General features: G+C 39.3%; 2 protein-coding genes. Both read left to right on the top strand.

Features of this window, described 5'->3' with window-relative positions; all coding sequences use genetic code 11:
• The first annotated feature begins 161 nt into the window (after positions 1–161).
• Positions 162–16,319: a PKD domain-containing protein gene (locus RAO94_08285; GenBank protein MDP8322335.1), complete on the top strand. Its 16,158-nt coding sequence runs from the start codon at positions 162–164 to the stop codon at positions 16,317–16,319.
• A gap of 95 nt (positions 16,320–16,414) precedes the next feature.
• Positions 16,415–23,476: a tandem-95 repeat protein gene (locus tag RAO94_08280; GenBank protein MDP8322334.1), complete on the top strand. Its 7,062-nt coding sequence runs from the start codon at positions 16,415–16,417 to the stop codon at positions 23,474–23,476.
• Positions 23,477–23,529 lie beyond the last annotated feature (53 nt).

Below are 23,529 nucleotides of genomic sequence, written 5' to 3'. Positions count from 1 at the left end.
AGACAGTATCCTTTGCAGTATATGATAATAGTGCAGATGCAGTCTTAAATGTATCTTACACGACCCAGACAATTCCAGGCGGAGATCTGGGTTATCCTCCGGATCTGTTACCTATTGCAGCAACAACCGAAATAACAACAGAAAGCTGTTTGACGGGAGAAATGCTAAGTGTATATTTCCCGATCGGAGAATATGAAATAACATTAACAGTAACGGATGATGGTGGAGCTACAGATAGTGAAACAACCACCGTAACCGTCACAGAATATAATAATCCCCCGGTAGCCGATACCGGCGGACCTTATGAAGAATCAGTTCTTGAAGGCGGAACAGGAGCATTTGTGGGACTTGACGGAACAGAATCTTATGATGTAGATGGTGAGATAGTAAGCTGGGAATGGTGCTGGATCGGAGAAGGTGGATTAAGCTTCCCGAGACCCTGGGATGTAGTATATTACACCAATAGCACCGTAGCTTATGGAGAAGTAACCATTGATGGTGAATTAGCAGCTACAGATGATGAAGTAGGAGCTTTTGTAGGAGAAGAATGCCGTGGTATTGGCTACGTAGTGAATGACGGCACAACAGCAATAACTACCTTGAACATTCAGGGAGAAGAAGTAGAGACCGTGAATTTTGCAGTATATGATATAAGTGCTGGCGAGTTATGTACAGTAACATTTAATACTCAAACCTCACCAGGAAATGATCTAGGTTATCCTCCAGACCTGCTTCCGATCTATGCCGTAAGTACAGGCGGCGGCGGTGGAGAAGAGCTAACGATCTTTCCACGTCCTTGGGATATGGTAACATACACCAACAGTACAGTAGCTTATTGCGAAGTAACTATCAATGGATCACCAGCAGAAGCCGGTGATGAAGTAGGAACCTTTGTAGATAGCGAGTGCCGTGGAGTTGGAACCGTAACTGTAAACGGCAGTCAGGCGATCTGTTCGATAAATATCCAGGGAGATAATCCCGAGACAGTAGAATTTAATGTATATGATGCAAGTGCATCGACGATATATGGAGTATCCTATACCACCCAGACAATTCCTGGTGGAGATCTAGGTTATCCACCAAACATGTTGCCAATAGCAGCAACCAGCAGTGGCGGAACGGGAACAGTTTCATTCCCACGCCCATGGGATATGGTAACATACACCAACAGTACTATAGCATATTGCGAAGTAACTATCAATGGATCACCAGCAGAAGCCGGAGATGAAGTAGGAACTTTTGTAAATAGCGAATGCCGTGGAATTGGAACCGTAACTATAAGTGGCAGTCAGGCGATCTGTTCGCTCAATATCCAGGGAGATAATTCCGAGACAGTAGAATTTGCAGTATATGATAATAGTGCAGATGCGGTCTTAAATGTATCTTACACGACCCAGACAATTCCAGGCGGAGATATAGGTTATCCACCGGATTTATTACCAATATCAGCAAGCAGTAGTCGAGGCAGTTTCACACTAAGAGAAGACTTCCCACGTCCCTGGAATTTTGTAACCTATACAAATAGCACAGTAGCATATTGTGAAGTAACCATAGACGGAGAATTAGCAGCAACAGGCGACGAAGTAGGAACCTTTGTAGATGGAGAGTGCCGTGGAGTAGGAACCGTAACTAATGACGGTACAATGGCAATAACAACCTTGAATATTCAGGGAGATAATCCTGAGACAGTATCCTTTGCAGTATATGATAATAGTGCAGATGCAGTCTTAAATGTATCTTACACGACCCAGACAATTCCAGGCGGAGATCTGGGTTATCCTCCGGATCTGTTACCTATTGCAGCAACAACTGAAGTAACAACAGAAAGCTGTTTGACGGGAGAAATGCTAAGTGTATATTTCCCGATCGGAGAATATGAAATAACATTGACAGTAACGGATGATGGTGGAGCTACAGATAGTGAAACAACAACCGTAACCGTCACAGAATATAATAATCCCCCGGTAGCAGATGCCAGCGGACCTTATGAAGAATCAGCCGAGGAAGGTGGAACATTTGCCTCTGTAGGATTAGACGGGACAGGATCCTATGATGTAGATGGTGAGATAGTAAGCTGGGAATGGTGTTGGATTGGTGAAGGTGCAGTTTACTATTCACGTCCATGGTTACCAGAGATCTATAGTAATAGTACGATCTGTTATGGTGAAGTACGCATAGATGGACTTGCAGCTATGGATGATGATGAAGTAGGAGCCTTTGTAGGTGAAGAATGCCGTGGAGTAGGTTATGTTCGTCGAGAAGGATCTGAAGCTTTAGTAACGCTTAATATTCAGGGAGAAGAAGTAGAGACCGTACATTTTGCCGTATATGATATAAGTGAGAGTACAATATGTACAGTAACTTATTATACCTTAACTAATCCAGGTGGAGATATAGGTTATCCACCAGCAGAAATACCGATCTATGCTTATTCAAGTGAAGGTCAGGAAACCGAGATCTTCCCGCGTCCCTGGGATGTAGTGAATTATACAAATAGTACAGTGGCATATTGCCTTGTAACGATAGATGGCAGTCCTGCTTCATTCGGTGATGAAGTAGGAGCCTTTGTAGAAAACGAATGTCGAGGAGTAGGTGTAGTTGTTGATAATAGTCGCGAGACGATCAGCAGCCTTAATATTCAGGGCGAGAGTGTTGAGACCGTAAACTTTGCCGTTTATGATCTAAGCGCTAATTCCGTATATGGAGTATCCTACAGTACCTTGACGAATCCCGGTGGAGACATAGGCTATCCTCCAAACATGTTGCCAATAGCAGCACTAAGTAATGGAGGTACAGGACCCGATGTATTCCCACGTCCCTGGAATATGGTAACATACACCAACAGTACGGTAGCGTATTGCGATGTAACTATCAATGGTTCAGCAGCAGCAGCCGGTGATGAAGTAGGTGTATTTGTAGATAGTGAATGTCGTGGAGTTGGCAATGTAGTGATAAGTGGATCAGATGCAATCTCTACAGTAACTATTCAGGGCGAGAGCGTTGAGACAGTGAACTTTGCCGTTTATGACCTAAGCGCAAATTCCGTATATGGAGTATCCTACAGTACCTTGACTAATCCCGGCAATGATATCGGTTATCCACCGAATTTATTACCAGTAGCAGCAAGCAGCAGTCGAGGCAGTTTCACCTTAAGAGAAGACTTCCCACTTCCGTGGAATGTAGTCAATTATACTAATAGTACAGTAGCATATTGTAATGTAACAATAGATGGCGAGATGGCAACAGAAGAAGATCAAGTAGGAGCATTTGTAGGAAGTGAATGCCGAGGAGTCGGAGATATCTCACTCCTTTCCGGTCAATCAATCAGCAGTCTTAATATTCAGGGTGAGTCAGCAGAGACAGTATCCTTTGCAGTGTATGATTATAGTGCAGATGCCGTCATAAATGTATCTTATACAACAATGACTAATCCTGGAAATGATATAGGTTATCCACCAGATCTGTTACCTATAGCAGCAGCAACCGAAGTAGTTCAGGAGCTTACCAACTGTTTCAGTGGTGAAACCCTTGATGTGATATTCCCAATTGGTGAATATGAAGTAACATTGACAGTAACGGATGATGATGGAGCCACAGATAGTGAAATAACAACTGTAACCGTTCTGGAATATAATGAAGCACCAGTAGCAGATGCCAGTGGACCTTATGAGGAATCAACCCAGGAAGGTGGAACATTTGCCTCTGTAGGATTAGACGGGACAGGATCCTATGATGTAGATGGTGAGATAGTAAGCTGGGAATGGTGCTGGATTGGAGAAGGTGCAGTTTACTATTCACGTCCATGGTTACCGGAGATCTATAGTAATAGTACGATCTGTTATGGTGAAGTACGCATAGATGGACTTGCAGCTATGGATGATGATGAAGTAGGAGCCTTTGTAGGTGAAGAATGCCGTGGAGTAGGTTATGTTCGTCGAGAAGGATCTGAAGCTTTAGTAACGCTTAATATTCAGGGAGAAGAAGTAGAGACCGTACATTTTGCCGTATATGATATAAGTGAGAGTACAATATGTACAGTAACTTATTATACCTTAACTAATCCAGGTGGAGATATAGGTTATCCACCAGCAGAAATACCGATCTATGCTTATTCAAGTGAAGGTCAGGAAACCGAGATCTTCCCGCGTCCCTGGGATGTAGTGAATTATACAAATAGTACAGTGGCATATTGCCTTGTAACGATAGATGGCAGTCCTGCTTCATTCGGTGATGAAGTAGGAGCCTTTGTAGAAAACGAATGTCGAGGAGTAGGTGTAGTTGTTGATAATAGTCGCGAGACGATCAGCAGCCTTAATATTCAGGGCGAGAGTGTTGAGACCGTAAACTTTGCCGTTTATGATCTAAGCGCTAATTCCGTATATGGAGTATCCTACAGTACCTTGACGAATCCCGGTGGAGACATAGGCTATCCTCCAAACATGTTGCCAATAGCAGCACTAAGTAATGGAGGTACAGGACCCGATGTATTCCCACGTCCCTGGAATATGGTAACATACACCAACAGTACGGTAGCGTATTGCGATGTAACTATCAATGGTTCAGCAGCAGCAGCCGGTGATGAAGTAGGTGTATTTGTAGATAGTGAATGTCGTGGAGTTGGCAATGTAGTGATGAGTGGATCAGATGCAATATCTACAGTAACTATTCAGGGCGAGAGCGTTGAGACCGTAAACTTTGCCGTTTATGATCTAAGCGCTAATTCCGTATATGGAGTATCCTACAGTACCTTGACGAATCCGGGCAATGATATCGGTTATCCACCGAATTTATTACCAGTAGCAGCCAGCAGCAGTCGAGGCATTTTCACACTAAGAGAAGACTTCCCACTTCCGTGGAATGTAGTCAATTATACTAATAGTACAGTAGCATATTGTAATGTAACAATAGATGGCGAACTGGCAACAGAAGAAGATCAAGTAGGAGCATTTGTAGGAAGTGAATGCCGAGGAGTCGGAGATATCTCACTCCTTTCAGGTCAATCGATCAGCAGTCTTAATATTCAGGGTGAGTCAGCAGAGACAGTATCCTTTGCCGTATATGATTATAGTGCAGATGCCGTCATAAATGTATCTTACACGACAATGACTAATCCCGGAAATGATATAGGTTATCCACCAGATCTGTTACCAATAGCAGCAGCAACGGAAGTAGTTCAGGAGCTTGCCAACTGTTTCAGTGGTGAAACCCTTGATGTGATATTCCCAATTGGTGAATATGAAGTAACATTGACAGTAACAGATGATGATGGCGCCACAGATAGTGAAACAACAACCGTAACCGTTCTGGAATATAATGAAGCACCAGTAGCAGATGCCGGCGGACCTTATGAAGAAGTAGCTGATCCAGAGAGCGAACTTGGAACAGTAAATCTTGATGGAAGTGGATCTCATGATGTAGATGGTGAGATAGTAAGCTGGGAATGGTGCTGGATTGGAGAAGGTGGATTATACTATTCACGTCCATGGCTACCGGAGATCTATAGTAATAGTACGATCTGTTATGGTGAAGTACGCATAGATGGACTTGCAGCTATGGATGATGATGAAGTAGGAGCCTTTGTAGGTGAAGAATGCCGTGGAGTAGGTTTTGTGCGTCGAGAAGGATCTGAAGCTTTAGTAACGCTCAATATTCAGGGTGAAGAAGTAGAGACCGTACATTTTGCAGTATATGATATAAGTGAGAGTACAATATGCAATGTAACGTATTATACCTCAACTAATCCAGGTGGAGATATTGGTTATCCGCCAGCAGAATTACCGATCTATGCTTATTCAGGTATCGGTCAGGAAGTAGAGATCTTCCCACGTCCCTGGAATGTAGTGAATTATACAAATAGTACAGTAGCTTATTGCCAGGTAACGATAGATGGAAATTCTGCCTCTGTTAATGATGAAGTAGGTGCATTTGTGGATGGAGAGTGTAGAAGTATAGGAAATATTGCTATTTATGAAGGCATGACTATATCTACAATGAACATTCAGGGAGAAAGCATTGAAACAGTACAATTTGCTGTTTATGATGCAAGTATGGATGAAGTCTATAGCGTCGCCTATATTACCCTTACGGCTCCAGGTGGAAATATTGGTTATCCGCCAGATCTTTTACCTATTAATGCGATCAGTGGAAGAAGCAGCAAATTCTCTCTTTCAAGAGAAAGTTTCCCACGTCCTTGGAATGTGGTCAATTATACTAATAGTACCGTGGCATATTGTAACGTAACAATAGATGGCGAACTGGCAACAGAAGAAGATCAAGTAGGAGCATTTGTGGGAAGTGAATGTCGAGGAGTAGGAGATATATCCCTGCTCTCCGGTCAATCAATAAGCAGTCTTAATATCCAGGGTGAGTTAGCAGAGACAGTATCCTTTGCAGTATATGATTATAGTGCAGATACAGTCTTAGATGTTTCTTACACAACGATGACAAATCCTGGAAATGATATTGGTTATCCACCAGACCTATTACCTATAGCAGCAGCAACAGAAGTTTTTCAGGAGCTTGCCAACTGTTTCAGTGGTGAAACCCTTGATGTGATATTCCCAATTGGTGAATATGAAGTAACCCTTACTGTCACAGATGATGATGGAGCCACAGATAGTGAAACAACAACAGTAATAATTACAGAATTCAACTATGAACCTGTAGCGGATGCTGATGGTCCATATCTGGAAGAAGCAGAAATAAATGGATTAGGTGAAATCGGTCTTGATGGAAGTGGATCTTATGATCTTGATGGAGAAATAGTCAGTTGGGAATGGTGCTGGTATGGTCAAGGTTCGGAATACTATCCAAGACCATGGTCACCAGAAGTATATTCTAATAGTACTATAGCCTATGGTATTGTAACTATTGATGGTGAAAATGCAGCCGAATATGATGAGGTAGGAGCATTTATAAATGGAGAATGCCGAGGTTTGGGATATGTAAGTATAATTAATAGTGATGGCATGGTGACAATGAATATTCAGGGAGAAGAACCAGAAATAGTACATTTTGCAGTTTATGATGTGAGTGAAGATGAGATTTGTATGGTCTCATTTTTCACAATAACAGATCCTGGAAATGATATTGGATATCCACCAGATTTATTACCATTAGCAGGATATTCAGTTGGTAATACACCTGGGTATCAAGTCTTCCCACGCCCCTGGAATGTTGTAAATTACACTAATAGCACTGTTGCTTATGGTGAGGTTACAATCGATGGAATCCCTGCATCTCCTGGCGATGAAGTTGGTGCTTTTGTTGAAGATGAATGTAGAGCAATTGGAAATGTAGTAGATAATGGTGGTCAGTCGATTGTTACTATGAATATTCAAGGTGAATCGGTTGAAGTAGTCAATTTTGCAGTTTGGGATTTAAGTGTGGGAGAGGTGATTGGTGTTACATTTGCTACTTACACAAATCCGGGTGGTAATATTGGTTATCCACCGGATCTTCTACCAATTGCTGCTTCAGGATCAATTAATCGGACAATATTCCCGCGTCCATGGAATGTAGTGAATTATACAAATAGTACCGTAGCCTATGGAGAGGTGACAATCAATGGAATTCCTGCATCTCCTGGAGACGAAGTAGGTGCTTTTGTTAATGGTGAATGTAGGGGAAATGGTGTTGTGACTGATGTTGCAAGAACTTCAATAGTGAGTCTAAACATTCAAGGTGAAGTAGTTGAGATTGTCAATTTTGCGGTCTGGGATAGTAGTGAAGATGAAGTATTACAGGTAATATATACAACAATGACTGATCCAGGACATGATATTGGCTATCCACCCTATTTATTGCCAATTGCTGCATCCACTGAGGTCCCAAATGAAACATTGAACTGTGTATATGGTGAGAATGTTGATGTCTTCTTCCCAACAGGTACTTATGAAGTGACTTTGACTGTGACTGATGATGATGGAGCAACTGCAACTGATCAAACTACAGTAACAATCACTGATTATAATTATCCACCTGTAGCTGATGCTGATGGCCCTTATGAAGCCGAGGCTCAGGAAGGTGGAGTAGCAGGTGTTCAGCTTGATGGTAGCGGATCATATGATCTGGATGGATCAATTGTAAGTTATGAATGGTGCTGGGCTGGTGATGGTAGTACCATCTTCCCGCGTCCATGGAATGTTGTAAATTACACAAATAGTACTATTGCTTATTCTCGTGTTACAATTGATGGGGAAAATGCCACAATTCGCGATGAAGTAGGTGCTTTTGTACAAGGTGAATGTAGAGCCGTTGGATCAGTTTTTGTTGATAATAATAGTTCATATTCAACCTTTAATATCCAGGGAGAAATTGAAGAGACAGTAAACTTTGCTGTTTACGATTATAGTGAAAATCAGGTTTGGTCTGTATCATATTATACTCAAACTAATCCGGGTAATGATATAGGTTATCCCCCAGATTTTCTACCAATAAATGCGATATCGACAACTGGTTCGTATGGCTACGTATTCCCTCGTCCCTGGAATGTAATGAATTATACTAATAGCACAGTTACTTACGGAAGAGTTACAATTGATGGAGTTTCAGCAGAAATCGGAGACGAAGTATGTGCATTTGCTGATGATGAATGCCGGGGAGTCGGTTTTGTGACACTTAATAGAACAGAGGCAATTGTGACCTTTAATATCCAGGGTGAAACGATTGAAACTGTGAACTTTGCAGTTTATGACCAAAGTGCAGATGCTGTATATGGTGTTATCTATTCAACTCAAAGTAATCCTGGTGGAGATCTGGGATATCCTCCGAATCTATTACCGATAGCAGCTACCTCAAATAGAACGTCTCTAGGTAATAGTCGTAGCAGGAATTTCCCAAGACCTTGGGAGCCAGTTTATTATACAAATAGTACTGTAGCTTATGGAAGAGTCACTATTGATGGACAAAATGCAACTTTAGATGATGAGGTTGGTGCGTTTATAAATGGTGAATGCCGTGGAGTTGGCAATATAGCTATGGTTGAAGGAACGTCAATAGCAACGCTGAATATTCAGGGTGAAACGATTGAAACGGTTAATTTTGCAGTTTATGATGCAAGTGAAGATGCAATTTTAACAGTTAATTATTCCACTCAGACTAATCCAGGTAATGATATTGGTCTGCCTCCTGATTTGTTACCAATTGCAGCAGTTACAGAGATTAATTATAATTGCGTATATGGTGAAAATCCGTTGGTTTATTATCCAGTAGGTAATTACTTCGTAACTCTTACTGTTACTGATGACCGAGGTGCCACTGATACAGATTTAACTACAGTAACTGTAACAGAATATAATAATCCACCAATTGCCGTTGCCGGTGGTCCTTATGAAGAGATTGCTTCTACGGAGACGGGAGTGGCAACAGTTAATTTCGATGGATCCGGAAGTTATGATATTGATGGTGAAATCGTAAGTTATGAATGGTGTTGGGGTGGTACACCAGGTAGTTCAGGCAATATCCCAAGACCTTGGGATATAGTTTTCTACACAAACAGCACCGTGGCTTATGGTGAAGTAACCATAGATGGTGAACCTGCATCCCCAGGTGATGAAGTTGGTGCCTTTGTAAGTAACGAATGTAGAGGGATTGGGGTTGTTGTAGATAATTCTCGTAATTCTATTATAACAATGAATATCCAGGGTGAAACCGTAGAAACAGTTCATTTTGCAGTCTGGGATCAGAGTAGTGATCAAGTATATAATGTGAGCTATTCCACACAAACCAGTCCTGGAAATGATATTGGTCTTCCACCAGATCTATTACCCATAGCAGTTATTACAAATTCAAGATTTAGTAAGACATCATTAGTAAGAACTGCTTTCCCAAGACCTTGGAATATAGTTAATTATACAAATACAACAGTTGCATATGGTGAAGTTACAATAGATGGAGAACCAGCTTCTCCAGGTGATGAAGTGGGAGCATTCGTAAGTAATGAATGCAGGGGTATTGGTTTTGTAACCGATAATAGTAGAAATTCGATAGTGAGTTTGAATATTCAGGGAGAATCAGTGGAATTGGTTCACTTTGCAGTTTACGATGTTAGTGAAGCTGAAGTAATTTCGGTTTATTATACTACAATGACCAATCCAGGTTATGATATTGGTTATCCTCCCAATCTTCTACCGATAGCAGCGTATACAGAATCAACAGAAGAAACCTGCATATATGGTGAATTTCCAAGTTATGATTTTCTACCTGGAGACTATGAAGTTACATTAACAGTTACTGATAATGATGGAGATACAGCTACCGACGTAACAACAGTTAGTGTGATTGCAGAAAATCTCAGTCCTGTAGCAGATGCAGGTGAAGATTATTTTGAACAGGCTCAAGATGGATATGCAGAAGTTACCCTTGATGGATCGGGATCTTATGATACTGATGGAACTATTGTCAGTTACTATTGGAACTGGGATGGCGGCGGAGTCGTTGTTTTCCCAAGACCTTGGGAACCTGTAGTTTATACTAACAGTACTATTGCTTACGGTATCGTAACCATTGATGGAGAACCGGCCGGAATGGGCGATCAGGTTGCTGCTTTTGTTGGTAATGAATGTCGAGGTGTAGCTGATATAACATTGGATAACAGTAGAAAAAGAAACTCAAAAACTCGGAGAGATTTAACTTCTCTAGTAACTCTGAATATTCAGGGTGAAGAAGTTGAACAAGTTCAATTTGCTGTTTGGGATAGCAGTACAGACCAGGTATATTCTGTAAGTAATACTTATATGACTGATCCTGGTGGAGATATTGGTTATCCACCTAACGAACTTCAAATCAATGCATCTTCATTTAATGGAGCGCGTATTAGTGCCATTGGTGAATTCGTTTCTGTTGTATTCCCGATAGGTATTTATAATGTTCAGCTTACTGTTACCGATAATTATGGAGCAACAGATTCTGATGAAGCTATTGTTACTGTTGGAGCACAGGCAGAACCATCACAGATTTTCCCCAAACCATGGGATATTGTTACTTACACAAATAGTACAATAGCTTATGGAATAGTTACAATTGATGAAGAACCTGCAGCAATTGGAGATGAAGTAGGTGCTTTTGTGGGTAACCAGTGTAGAGCAGTTGCAAGTGTTTATCACATAGATGATGGAAGAAATCGCGAGATCAGTGCCCATGTAACAATGAATATTCAGGGTGAAACTATCGAACAGGTTCGTTTTGCCGTCTGGGATGCCAGTGTAGATGAAGTACTCAGTGTTGCCTTTAGCACATATACAAATCCCGGGTACGATATTGGTTATCCTCCTGATGAATTGCCCATTGCTGCTACAAGATATGCAAGACCAGATCTTCCAGATTATCCCTGGTATATAAATCCGAATATCTGGGATGATTATACTACTGCGGTGTGTACCGTGTATATTGATGATTATCCTGCAGCTTCGGGTGATATGGTGGGTGTATTTGATCTCAATGGTATTCCTCGTGGTGAAGGTGAAGTAATCAATAATGGAACTCAAGGCCTTACAACTTTCGAAATACTCGGTGATTATTCAGAGATTATCTATTTCTCAGTCTGGGATGAAAGTGCTGACTTCATGTGCTTTGTTCAAGAATACACTTATTCAGCTCCAGGAGATACATTATATCTCACGATTAATGCCTATACAAATATGTTACCAGTAGCTGTTCCAGGAGGTCCTTATATAGCTCAGGCTGATTTATCTGGAATGGCAGATGTTGCATTAGATGGATCAGAATCCTATGATTTTGATGGTGAGATCGTTTCCTATCAATGGTTATTAAATGATAATATCATATCTGAAACAGCAGTATTTACCTATACCTTTGATGTTGGAATTCATAATATGACTCTTGTTGTTACTGATGATGATGATGGTATTGGTTCAGCTGATTTCACGGTTGAAATCATATCTATGACTAATGAGCCACCAGTCGCTATAGGTGATAATTATTCAATTGCAGAAGACACTCAACTACTTGTTATTTCAGAAAATGGTGTTCTGGCAAATGATATTGATACAGTTCCAGGTGGCTGGCCTGATTCTCTGACGGCTGTCCTGACTGATTCTGTAATACACGGTAGCCTTGAATTCAATTCTGATGGATCATTTAGTTATATACCTGTTATGAATTTCAATGGTCAGGATAGATTCCGTTACATAGCCTTTGATGGTCTTGATTATTCTGAAGAAGCATTAGTCTTAATTAATATTACTGCTGTAAATGATGCCCCGGTAGCTGATGCAGATGGACCTTATCCAGGACAGGCAGATCTTTCAGGATTTGCAGAAGTTACTCTTGATGCTTCTGCTTCTTATGATCTTGATGGTGAAATAATTTCTTACCTGTGGTCATGGAATGATACTCTATCAATTACTGGTGTTAATGCTACAGCATCATTCCCTGTAGGACCAACAACAGTATATCTTACCGTTACGGATAATAATGGTGCAACAGATAGAGACTCAAGTTATGTAGGAATTTCAGATTATATTAATATTACACCAGTTGCTGTAGCTGATTCGTTCTATACTTTAGAAGATCAAAATCTTGTTGTTACTTCTTCAACAGGTATAATGGTCAATGATACGGATGATGGATATCCTGGTCGTTTAGTTGCGATCTTAGCTGATAGTACTACTCATGGTACCCTGGTTTATGAAATTGATGGATGGGATGGAGCATTCACTTACATCCCTGATAGCAATTATTATGGAACAGACATGTTCAGATATTATTTATTTGATGGTCAAACCTTTTCTAATGTGGTGCAGGTAACAATCTATGTAGAATCTGTAAACGATCTACCAGTTGCCGAAGCTGGAGGACCTTATCAAACTCAGGCAGATAACACGGGATATGCTACAATTACGCTCGACGCGAGTGAGAGCGATGACATTGATGGGTCAATAGTGCTTTATCAGTGGACATGGGATGATAATAATGTAGCTACTGGAATGATTCTGGAAGCAGTATTCCCATTAGGAACTACGACTGTCACTTTAACAGTAACCGATGATAGTGGTGATTCCGATACTGATAGCACCTACGTTGGAGTTGCTCAATACGATAACCAGATCCCTGTAGCTTTACCTGATAATTACAATATTGATGAAGACACAATTCTCATTGCTGATACTGCTCAGGGAGTTTTAGCTAATGATACAGATGATGGTTACCCTGAAATACTAACAGCAATATTGGCTGACAGCACTATTTATGGTTCAATAAGTTTAAATTCTGATGGTTCATTTACTTATATTCCAATGAGTAATTACTATGGTTCTGATTCATTTACCTATGTTGCTTACGATGGACAGGTGATTTCAACATCAACACTAGTTACGATTTCAATAAATTCGATTAATGACGAACCTGTAGCTGATGCTGGAGGTCCCTATAATGCCCAGGCCGATGAGACTGATTCCGCAGTGATCACTTTGGATGCTTCAGGAAGTTTTGATGCTGAAAATTCCATTGTTAGTTACCTATGGACATGGTCTGGAGGATCCGCTAATGGTGAAATTGTTTCTGCAAGCTTCCCAGTTAATACTACAATAGTAACTCTTACAATAACTGATTCAGAAGGTGCAATTGATACAGATACAGCCCTGGTGGGAATAGCTGCATATAATAATCAGATACCTGTTACCGAGATGGATCAATATGAAACTGATGAAGATGTTGTTCTCACAGTGCTTTCTGCTCAGGGTGTTCTTGCTAATGACAGTGATGACGGTTATCCAGAAATACTAACCGCAATATTGGATGAAGGCACTACGTATGGTTCAATTAGTTTAAATTCTGATGGTTCATTTGAATATACTTCTCAATTGAATTATTTCGGAAGTGATCAATTTACTTATGTTGCCTTTGATGGTCAGGTTTATTCAGATATTACTTATGCTTATATTACAATCAATTCTGTTAATGATAATCCTGTAGCTGATGCTGGTGACCCTTATAATGGGATTGCTGATACTACTGATACTGCAGTTATTACGCTCGATGGTAGCGGCTCATATGATCTTGATGGTGAGATAGTTTCCTGGTTGTGGAGCTGGGAAACCGGCATTGCATCCAGAGACAGAAATAGAGAGTCAATGGAAGGTGAAATTGTTTCTGCTACCTTCCCAACAGGAACTACCAATGTTACTCTAATCGTAACTGATGATCAGGGTGGAACAGATACGGATGATACTATAGTGAGTGTTTCATCTTACGATAATCAAACTCCAGTTGCTTATCCAGAAAACTATTCTGTACTGGAAGATGAGATTCTTGTTGTAGGTGCGATAAATGGTGTTCTTGTTAACGATTCTGATGATAATTATCCAGAGTTATTAACTGCTGTTCTAGCACCGAACGGTGATGTACAACACGGTAATTTGGATCTGCAGGCTTCAGGTGCATTTATTTATACGCCTGATGCGGGATTTGTTGGTTATGATTTCTTTGATTATATGGCTTATGATGGAGAAGTAAATTCTCCTGCAGTTACCGTTACAATCGAAGTGATCAATGTTAATGATCCCCCGGAGATTGTATTACCAGATTTCTTCACCTTTAATGAAGATTCGCAATTGATCGAAGACTTTGCATCATACATTTCCGATGTCGATTCACCGGAATTAGAACTGACTGCAGAAGGTAATATTAATATCAATATCAGTATCGATCAACTGGTAGTAACTTTCTCAGTACCAGAAAACTGGTATGGAAATGAAGTTATCTATTTCACTGTAGATGATATGCAGACAAGGTTAATTGCTACTGATAGCGTGAATGTTATTGTAAATTCAGTTAACGATGATCCCGTGTTAGTTCAGGAAATACCTGATTATTATCTTATAGAAGATTTTGATCCATTCGATGTCGATCTTAGTGATTACTTCCAGGATGTGGATAATGAATTAACCTATATAGTAGATTATGAAACTTTCCAGATTTCAGCAATGATCAACCAGGAATGGCTGACAATATCCTCAATACTTAACTGGTATGGCACAACCGAGGTAGTGGTAACTGCTGAAGATGGTATGTATCGTTCAGCAGTTAGTGATACTTTCATGGTCTTTGTTGCTATGGGTGGTAATCAGGTGCTTGATTTGATTGAAAACTGGAACTGGATATCATTCTATATTCATCCTGAAGATACAAGCTTAAGTGGTGTCTTTGGTCCTTTAGATGATAATGTTAATGTAGTTAAATATCAGACCCAATCAGCTCAATATATTCCTGAATATAATGATTGGATGGGTGATTTGGAATATGTTACCGATGGTCAGGGTTATCTGGTTCAGATGAACCAGGAATTCCAGGATTTCACAGTTATTGGTTCTGTTATTCCAGTTGCTACTCCAATTGAGATGACTGAGGATTGGAACTGGATAGCTTATTATCCACAAACTCCTGACAGTTTGAATAGTGCCCTGGCAACTATCCTGGATAATGTGGAAACTGTTAAAGATCAGCAGCATTCCGCTGATTACTATCCAGAATGGAATATTTGGCTTGGAGATCTTGACGTAATGCAGGCAGGAGTTGGTTACAAAGTAAAATTAGCAAGTCCTGATACTTTAACTTATCCTGAGATATTCACAAGGCAGAAGCACCGGGATGATAGTCAGGATTCAAATAACAGCACTGACAATACGTTAAACAGGCGCTGGGAAATAATGCCGGGTACTGAAAACAATATGATCGTAATGGCACAGATGACAACTCCTTCTGGCAATATTCTGCCACTGAATGATATTTCATGTGCCGTATTTGATCTTGATGGTAATTGTAGAAGCAATGGTTACTGGCAATATGTACCTCAATTAGATTGCGGTTTCTGGTATTTCACTGTCGTTGGTAATTTGGAAAATGAACCTCTTCACTTTGCTTATTATGATGCAGAAGGCAATGAATATATAAGTGATTATGAGTTGATCTTTGATTCAGATAGCAAATTAGGTGATCCTTATAATCTGCTTACTGTAGAATTCCTTATAACTGAAGGCAACGAAGATCTTGATGTTCCTTCCAGTTATTCATTAAACCAGAACTACCCCAATCCATTTAATCTAAAATCAGGAGAGAGAGATTTTAATACCTGCATAAGGTATGGTTTACCCGTTTCAGGAGATGTCAAATTGTCCCTCTATAATATAAGAGGACAAAAGGTGTGTGATATTGTTAATGAGGTTCAGGAAGCTGGATTCCATACTATTGAGTGGGATGGGACTGATAAGTTTGGTAATTCGGTTTCTGCAGGTTTGTATTTCTATTATCTCAAATCTGGTGAAACTTCATTACACCGTAAATTGATCATCTTAAAATAATTAAGTAAATGGCTGATAGCCTGCAAAGGCTATCAGCCAAATGAAGAGCCAAATGAAACCAGATGAAAATAACTCGTTCGAGGGGGTTTATTAAAATGAAGATGTTAAAAATTGTTGTTCTTAGTGTTATCATGATTTTGTGCGTGAATGTGTCTGCTGAAATACCAGATTGGGAAATAATTCCTGGTACTCAGTATAGTATGCAAGTCTATTCTCAGGTAGAATTCATGGCTCAATATTTCACAAACTCAAATCCAGATAACATCGTTGCTGCCTTTGGACCAGGTGGCGTTACAGATTGTCGTGCTATTGCGTATTGGAATGAATACAACCAGTTTCAGCTCTGGTACATGACTATCGTAAGTAATGCAGAACCTGATACTGAGCTCATTACTTATAAAGTCTATGATGCAGATAGTGATCAAGTTCTGGATTGCCGTGAAAGCTCAATGTTTGCAGATAATACTATTATTGGCTCCTATAATAGTGCTTTCCTGCTCACGATTCCTTATGTAATAGATGATTTCTATGGAGCTTATGAAGATTCACTTTTAACTATATTGCCAGCATCAGGAGTATTAATAAATGATTTCATTTCGCAGGTTTATATTGATGAATTCGAGGTAGTTTTGGATCAAGATGTTAGCCATGGTTATCTTACATTAATTGATAACGGCTCATTTACTTATCGACCATATCCAAATTATTTCGGTAGCGATTTCTTTGAATATTATGCTACTGATGGTGTGTATCAAACCAATATTGCTGTTGTGGAAATCCAGGTTCAGAATGTTAACGATCCGCCGATTATTAATTTACCAGATAGTTTCATTTTCCCAGAAGACACTGTCTATGGAGTGGATTTCACGCAATATATTTACGATAGTGATAATACTGAACTTGTTTTAAATTTTAGTGGCAATGTACATGTTGATGTTGATATTGTTGGTTTTTATGTCACTTTCACACCTGAACTAAATTTTAATGGTATCGAAAATATCACATTTACAATCAATGACAGTCCTGTCAGATTGATCGATAGTGATATTGTTCAAATTGAAGTTACCCCAGTTAATGATCCACCCTATGTAGAAAATCCGATTGCCGATTTCAATTTCAATGAAGATACAGTGGACAATCACATAAACCTTGATTTTGCCTTCTCAGATATTGAAGGCGATTCTCTTGAATACAATGTTTTGGATAACATCAATCTAAATATTGTCATAGACAGCTTGGCAAATGTAACAATTTCCACATTCCAGGAGAATTGGAACGGCTCAGAAACTGTTGTTTTTACAGCAGAAGATCTGGAATACACTGTTTATGACACAGTTTTTATCACAGTTAATCCAGTAAATGACGCTCCAGAAGTAATCTTACCTTTGCCGGATATCGAGCTTATAGAAGACTTCGAAGATCAGATAACTGACCTTGATGATCATTTCATTGATGTTGACGGAGATGATCTTCATTTTTCTGCTAATTATGATTTTAATCATGTCACTATTGCAATTGATGAAAATATCATGACTATTTCTTCTGTAGAAAACTGGCATGGGATTACTGACGTGACTATTACTGCGCAGGATGATTATAACCGTCTCATAGCATCTGATACTTTCCAGATCACAGTTCTGGAAGAAAATGATCCTCCCATATTACTGGTCGATCTTCCTGATACATATATGAACGAAGATGATGACCAAATTGCCAGAAACCTTAATTATTACTTTGTAGATTACGATAACGATCCACTTGATTTTTCAGTTGATTTCGAGTCTAATGATTTGAATGTCTGGATTGATAATGATTTCCTTTATTTCCAACCAATTGCTGACTGGTATGGTACTTCCACGGTTACTGTTACTGCGGCAGACCTTTTTAATGATGTCTCTGATTCTTTTGATGTAATTGTAACTCCCGTTAATGATCCCCCTTATGTATATTTGGAGATTCCTGACTATATATTAGAAGAAGCATTCCCAGCATTCGATATTAATCTCTATGATCACTTTATTGACGTTGATAATGACACACTATTATTCTCTGCTTCTTTAAATGAGAATAATTCTATAATTGTTGATATTGTTGGAGAAATCATGACGATTGCTTCTCTTCCTCAATGGAATGGCTCAGTTGATGTTACGGTAACTGCACAGGATGAATTCGGTCGTTTAACAACTAACGATACCCTTACTGTTCAAGTGAATCCTGTTAATGATCCTCCTGTTCTTGCTTCACCTGTTGATGATCAAAACGTGAATGAGGATTTCCTGCCTTTTGATCTTGATCTAAGCACTCATTTTAGTGACCCGGAAGATGATCCCATTACATATTCAGTTGATTTTAACGATAACCAGATTGGCATTACTGTAAATGACAGCATTCTTGCTATTAGCTCTGTATTTAACTGGTATGGTACAGCTAACGTAACCGTTTACGCCTCAGATAACATCCCTGGTAATGATCCGGCAGTTGATCAATTCGATGTAATTGTCCAGCCTGTTAATGATCCACCGTATGTAGATGTTCCGATAGACGATCAATATGTTGATGAGGATTTTGAAGCAATAGTTATTGATTTAAACCAGCACTTTGTTGACTATGATGATTCTCTTAGTTATGACGTTGAGTATGATATAGACCTTATAAATGCTTCTATTGATCAAAATACTCTCACAATTTATTCACGTTTAAATAAATCTGGCGATACAGAAGTTTCTGTTACTGCCAGTGATGGAAATAGAGTTACTGTAACTGATGATTTCTGGGTTTATATTGCCCCTGTTAATGATGAACCGGTTATTGCTTTACCAGAAACCTTTGAATTTTATGAAGATAATATCTTAGATGTAGATTTTTCTCAGTATGTTACTGATGTTGACAGCGATAGTCTTTTTCTTGAAGCTACTGGTAATACCAATGTCTTGATCGATATTGTGGGTTTGATGGTTAGTTTTTCTAATGTAGAAAACTGGAATGGTCAAGAGCTTGTTACTTTCAGTATTTCTGATGAAGAATTCACTAATTCTGACCAGGTTCAGGTTATTGTTCTTCCACAGGCAGATGAATTAACTATTATATTACCTCAAAACTTCACTTTTGATGAAGATGAATCTCTTCCTGTTAATTTTGCTCCCTATATAAGCAATCCTGATAATTTCGATATTCAACTAACTTACCAAAATGCAAACTATATCACAGTTGAAATAAATGAATTTGTTGTCACGTTTGGGGCTTATCCGGACTGGAATGGTCAGGAACAGATCACCTTTGAAGTTTCCAATATCAATGGACCAGAAAATTCATCCGATTCTGTTGATGTTATTGTACTGCCGGTTAATGACCCGCCAACTGTAACTCCTATCCCTGATCAGTATATTCTGGAAGATTCTGGTACTCATAGTCTTGACTTGGATTATTATTTTGATGATGTAGATGGTGATATTCTGGAATATGCAGCTTCTTTTGAAAATACTGCTATTAATGTGGATATTATCTCAAATATGCTGTATTTTGAACCTGAAACTAACTGGAATGGAACAACCTCGGTTACCGTTACTGCTCAAGATGGAAATGATCGGGTAACTGTCAGCGATACCTTTGATGTCATTGTTCAGCCTGTCAATAATCCTCCAGAAATAGTTACATATTTCAATGATGTTACTAAAGCAGAGGACTTTGCTACTTTCCAGATTGATTTTACCGGATATTTTATTGATGTTGACGGAGACCCGCTTACTTATAGCGTCGATTTCGTATCAGAAGAAGTCAATATTAACTTGATTGGAGCTGTTCTGGAATTATCAGCAGTTTCTGACTGGTTTGGTACTACAACTATTGAAGTAACTGCCAGCGATGAAATCAACAGGTTATCTGTCTCAGATCAGTTTGATCTTGTTGTTACTCCTGTAAATGATCCTCCCGAATTAATTATTCCTCTTGAAGATTTGTATCTGCAGGAAGACTTCGTAGCCTTTGATATTGATCTGGACTATCATTTCAATGACGTTGACCAGAATCTTACCTATTATGTAAACTATAATGAAGATGATATTTCAGCCAGCATAAACCAGAATTTCCTTAATCTAAATTCTCTTGATAACTGGTATGGAACTACTACGATCGAAGTTATTGCCAATGATCTGCAAAATAGAGCAGTGGTTACCGATACTTTCGATGTGTTTATTGACCCAGTTAATGATCCTCCTGTTGTTCAGGTTCCATTAGGAGATATCACTATCGATGAAGATACTGTCTCTGATCCAGTTAATCTTGATTCTAATTTCTTTGATATAGATGGAGATCCCCTGGTTTATTCAGCTCAGGTCTCTGATCCTGGTGGTGTGATTATTATTGAAGATAATATTATGACAATAACAGCTATCGAAAATTGGTTTGGATCCTTCGATGCATATATCACAGCAGATGATCAAATGGGTAGAGCTACTGTTACTGATACATTCCACGTTTTGATTATGCCGGTTAATGATCCACCAGTCATAATAACTCCATTAGAAGATCTCTTTTTTGATGAAGACTTTGAGCCTTACCAGTATGATATGGCTCCGAATTATGCTGATGTTGATAACAGTCAGTTATATTTCTACGCTGATTATATCAGTGATCACCTCACAGTGACGCTTAATGGTTCTTTGATGCAGATTAATTCTGTAAATGACTGGACGGGAGATACTGAGGTTGTTATTCATATCTCCGATCAAGTAGTTAGAGCTGCAATTGCTGATACTTTCCAGGTTACTGTTAATCCACTCAACGATCCTCCTTATGTTGCAGCTCCAATTCCTAATCAGAGTAAACTTGAAGACTTCGATACTTACAGTATTGATCTCGACCTGTATTTTGATGATATTGATGGTGATGTTCTCTCTTATGAAGCAGTAGCCAGTGACACAATAGTAACACTCGATATACAGGATAATCTACTCTATTTCTACTCTGTTCCTAATCTTAATGGATCAGTGAATATTACAGTTACAGCAGATGACGGGATCAATAGACTTACTGCAGAGGATACATTTATTTTGACTATTTCTGCTGTTAATGATCCTCCTATGCTTCTTCTTCCCGAAGAATTCACCTTTGATGAAGATACTATTTTGATCCTTGATTTTATAGATATGGGTTATGTCTTTGATGTAGATACTGATCTAGCAAATCTTACGTTGACATCTGCTGACGGTGAAAATGTTATCGTAGTTATTAACGGCACAATTGTCACTTTCTCTGCTGACTTGAACTGGTTTGGAACTGAAGTTATCACTTTCTCACTTGCAGATGAATCGCGTCGTTTTGTAGTCACAGATACTGTTAATGTAGTAGTTAATCCTGTTAATGATCCACCATATTTCGCTTTCCAGATTCCTGATCAACAGGTCCAGGAAGGGAATCTCTTCAATACCATTGATCTTGATTACTATGTAAATGATGTGGATGATGAAGATGAAACTCTGACCTGGCAATATTCCGGTAATACGGATTTACTGGTTGATATTGATCCAGTAACTCATTTTGCAGTAGTCACAGCTCCTGATCCTGACTGGAATGGTGATGAGGATATCACTTTCACTGTTACGGATACTTATGGGGAAAATGCTTCTGATCTTGTAAACTTCGAGATTATTCCCGTAAATGATGCACCTGTTGTCTTAGTTCCTATTCCTGACCAGTTTGTTGAAATCAATTTCTCTGATTTTGATATTGATCTTTCACCTCATTTCTATGATGTCGATGGAGATATGTTAACTTATCAGGTTGATTTTAATGACGAGCAAATTAGCGTTACTGAATTAGATGGAATTCTTACCATATCTTCTATCATCAACTGGAATGGAGTTTCTGAGGTTATTGTTACTGCCGATGATAATGTCACTCGTGCCTCTGTTACAGATACTTTCATGGTTGATGTAACTTACAATATAACTCAAACGATGAGCCTTATGACAAACTGGAACTGGATCTCATTTTATGTCCAGCCTGAAGACTATTCACTGGAATATGTATTCAGTGATACACTTGGCGAAAATGTAAATACTGTTAAATATCAAACACAAACTGCTGATTATTATCCAGAAATCCCTGGATGGTTTGGAGATCTGGAATTTATTATAGATGGCGGTGGATACCTGGTTAACGTTGATGATTCGGTCTCTGTATTCTCTCTTACGGGAAACCGGATAATGTCTGACACTCCGATTGAGATGATAGCAGATTGGAATTGGATAGGATATTATCCTCCCACTGAAGATTCTTTAACTTCTGCTTTAAATTCAATACTGGATAATGTTCATATTGTAAAAAATCAAACCCAGTCTGCTGAATATTTCCCGGAAGTAGGCAGCGGTATCTGGTTTGGTGATTTGAAGATAATGGCACCGGGAATAGGATACAAAGTTCAAATGACTAACCCTGATATTCTGATATACCCACTTTATCCATTGATTACAAGAGATAGAAATGGTCATGCTCAATCAATGCCAGATAATTCTCCTGCAGAATGGGAAATCTTATCTGGTACTTCGGATAATATGATCCTGATGCTTAGTGCTCAGTATGATAATGAAATCTATGAGTGGGCAGATGATAGAGCAATGGGTATCTTTGATGCTGAAGGAATTTGCCGTGCTCATGGTATCTGGCAGGAAAGCTCATATCTTGAACAGGGATTTTGGTACTTCACTATCGTAGGTATTACTACCGGTGACCCTCTTTATATTCGCCTTATAGACGAAAATAATTGTGAAAGTACCTGCCTCGATATGATCTCATTCCAGGCTGATACTAAAATCGGTACCCCATTTGAACCTTTCCAGGCTGCTTTCTATCCTGTTGATGAAGAGGATGATCAAATTGTTACCGCAAATGTTCTCAACCAAAACTATCCAAATCCGTTTAATCCTGTTACCACTATTTCATTCGAATTAGCTGCTCAGGATTTCGTGACCATAAATATCTTCAATTTGAGAGGAGAGAAGATAAAGGCTCTCGTGAGAGAACCAAGGGAAGCTGGATCACATAGCGTCATCTGGGACGGTACAGATGATAATGGAAATCAGGTTGCCAGTGGCATCTATTTCTATTCGCTTAATTCTTCTCAATTTTCAGCGACCCGTAAAATGGTGATGATCAAATAATCATTCACCAGATTGTCCGGGCTGCTGCGGCAGTCCGGACACACATAAAATTA

The sequence above is a fragment of the Candidatus Stygibacter australis genome (assembly GCA_030765845.1).
In the GTDB taxonomy this organism is placed as follows: Bacteria; Cloacimonadota; Cloacimonadia; order Cloacimonadales; family TCS61; genus Stygibacter; species Stygibacter australis.
This window is presented reverse-complemented; position numbering and strand designations above follow the sequence as displayed.

Bases quoted from the DNA above. Each gene is read 5' to 3' on its own strand.
- RAO94_08280 (MDP8322334.1), top strand. From the start codon at position 16,415: ATGAAGATGTTAAAAATTGTTGTTCTTAGTGTTATCATGATTTTGTGC.
- RAO94_08285 (MDP8322335.1), top strand. From the start codon at position 162: ATGCTAAGTGTATATTTCCCGATCGGAGAATATGAAATAACATTAACA.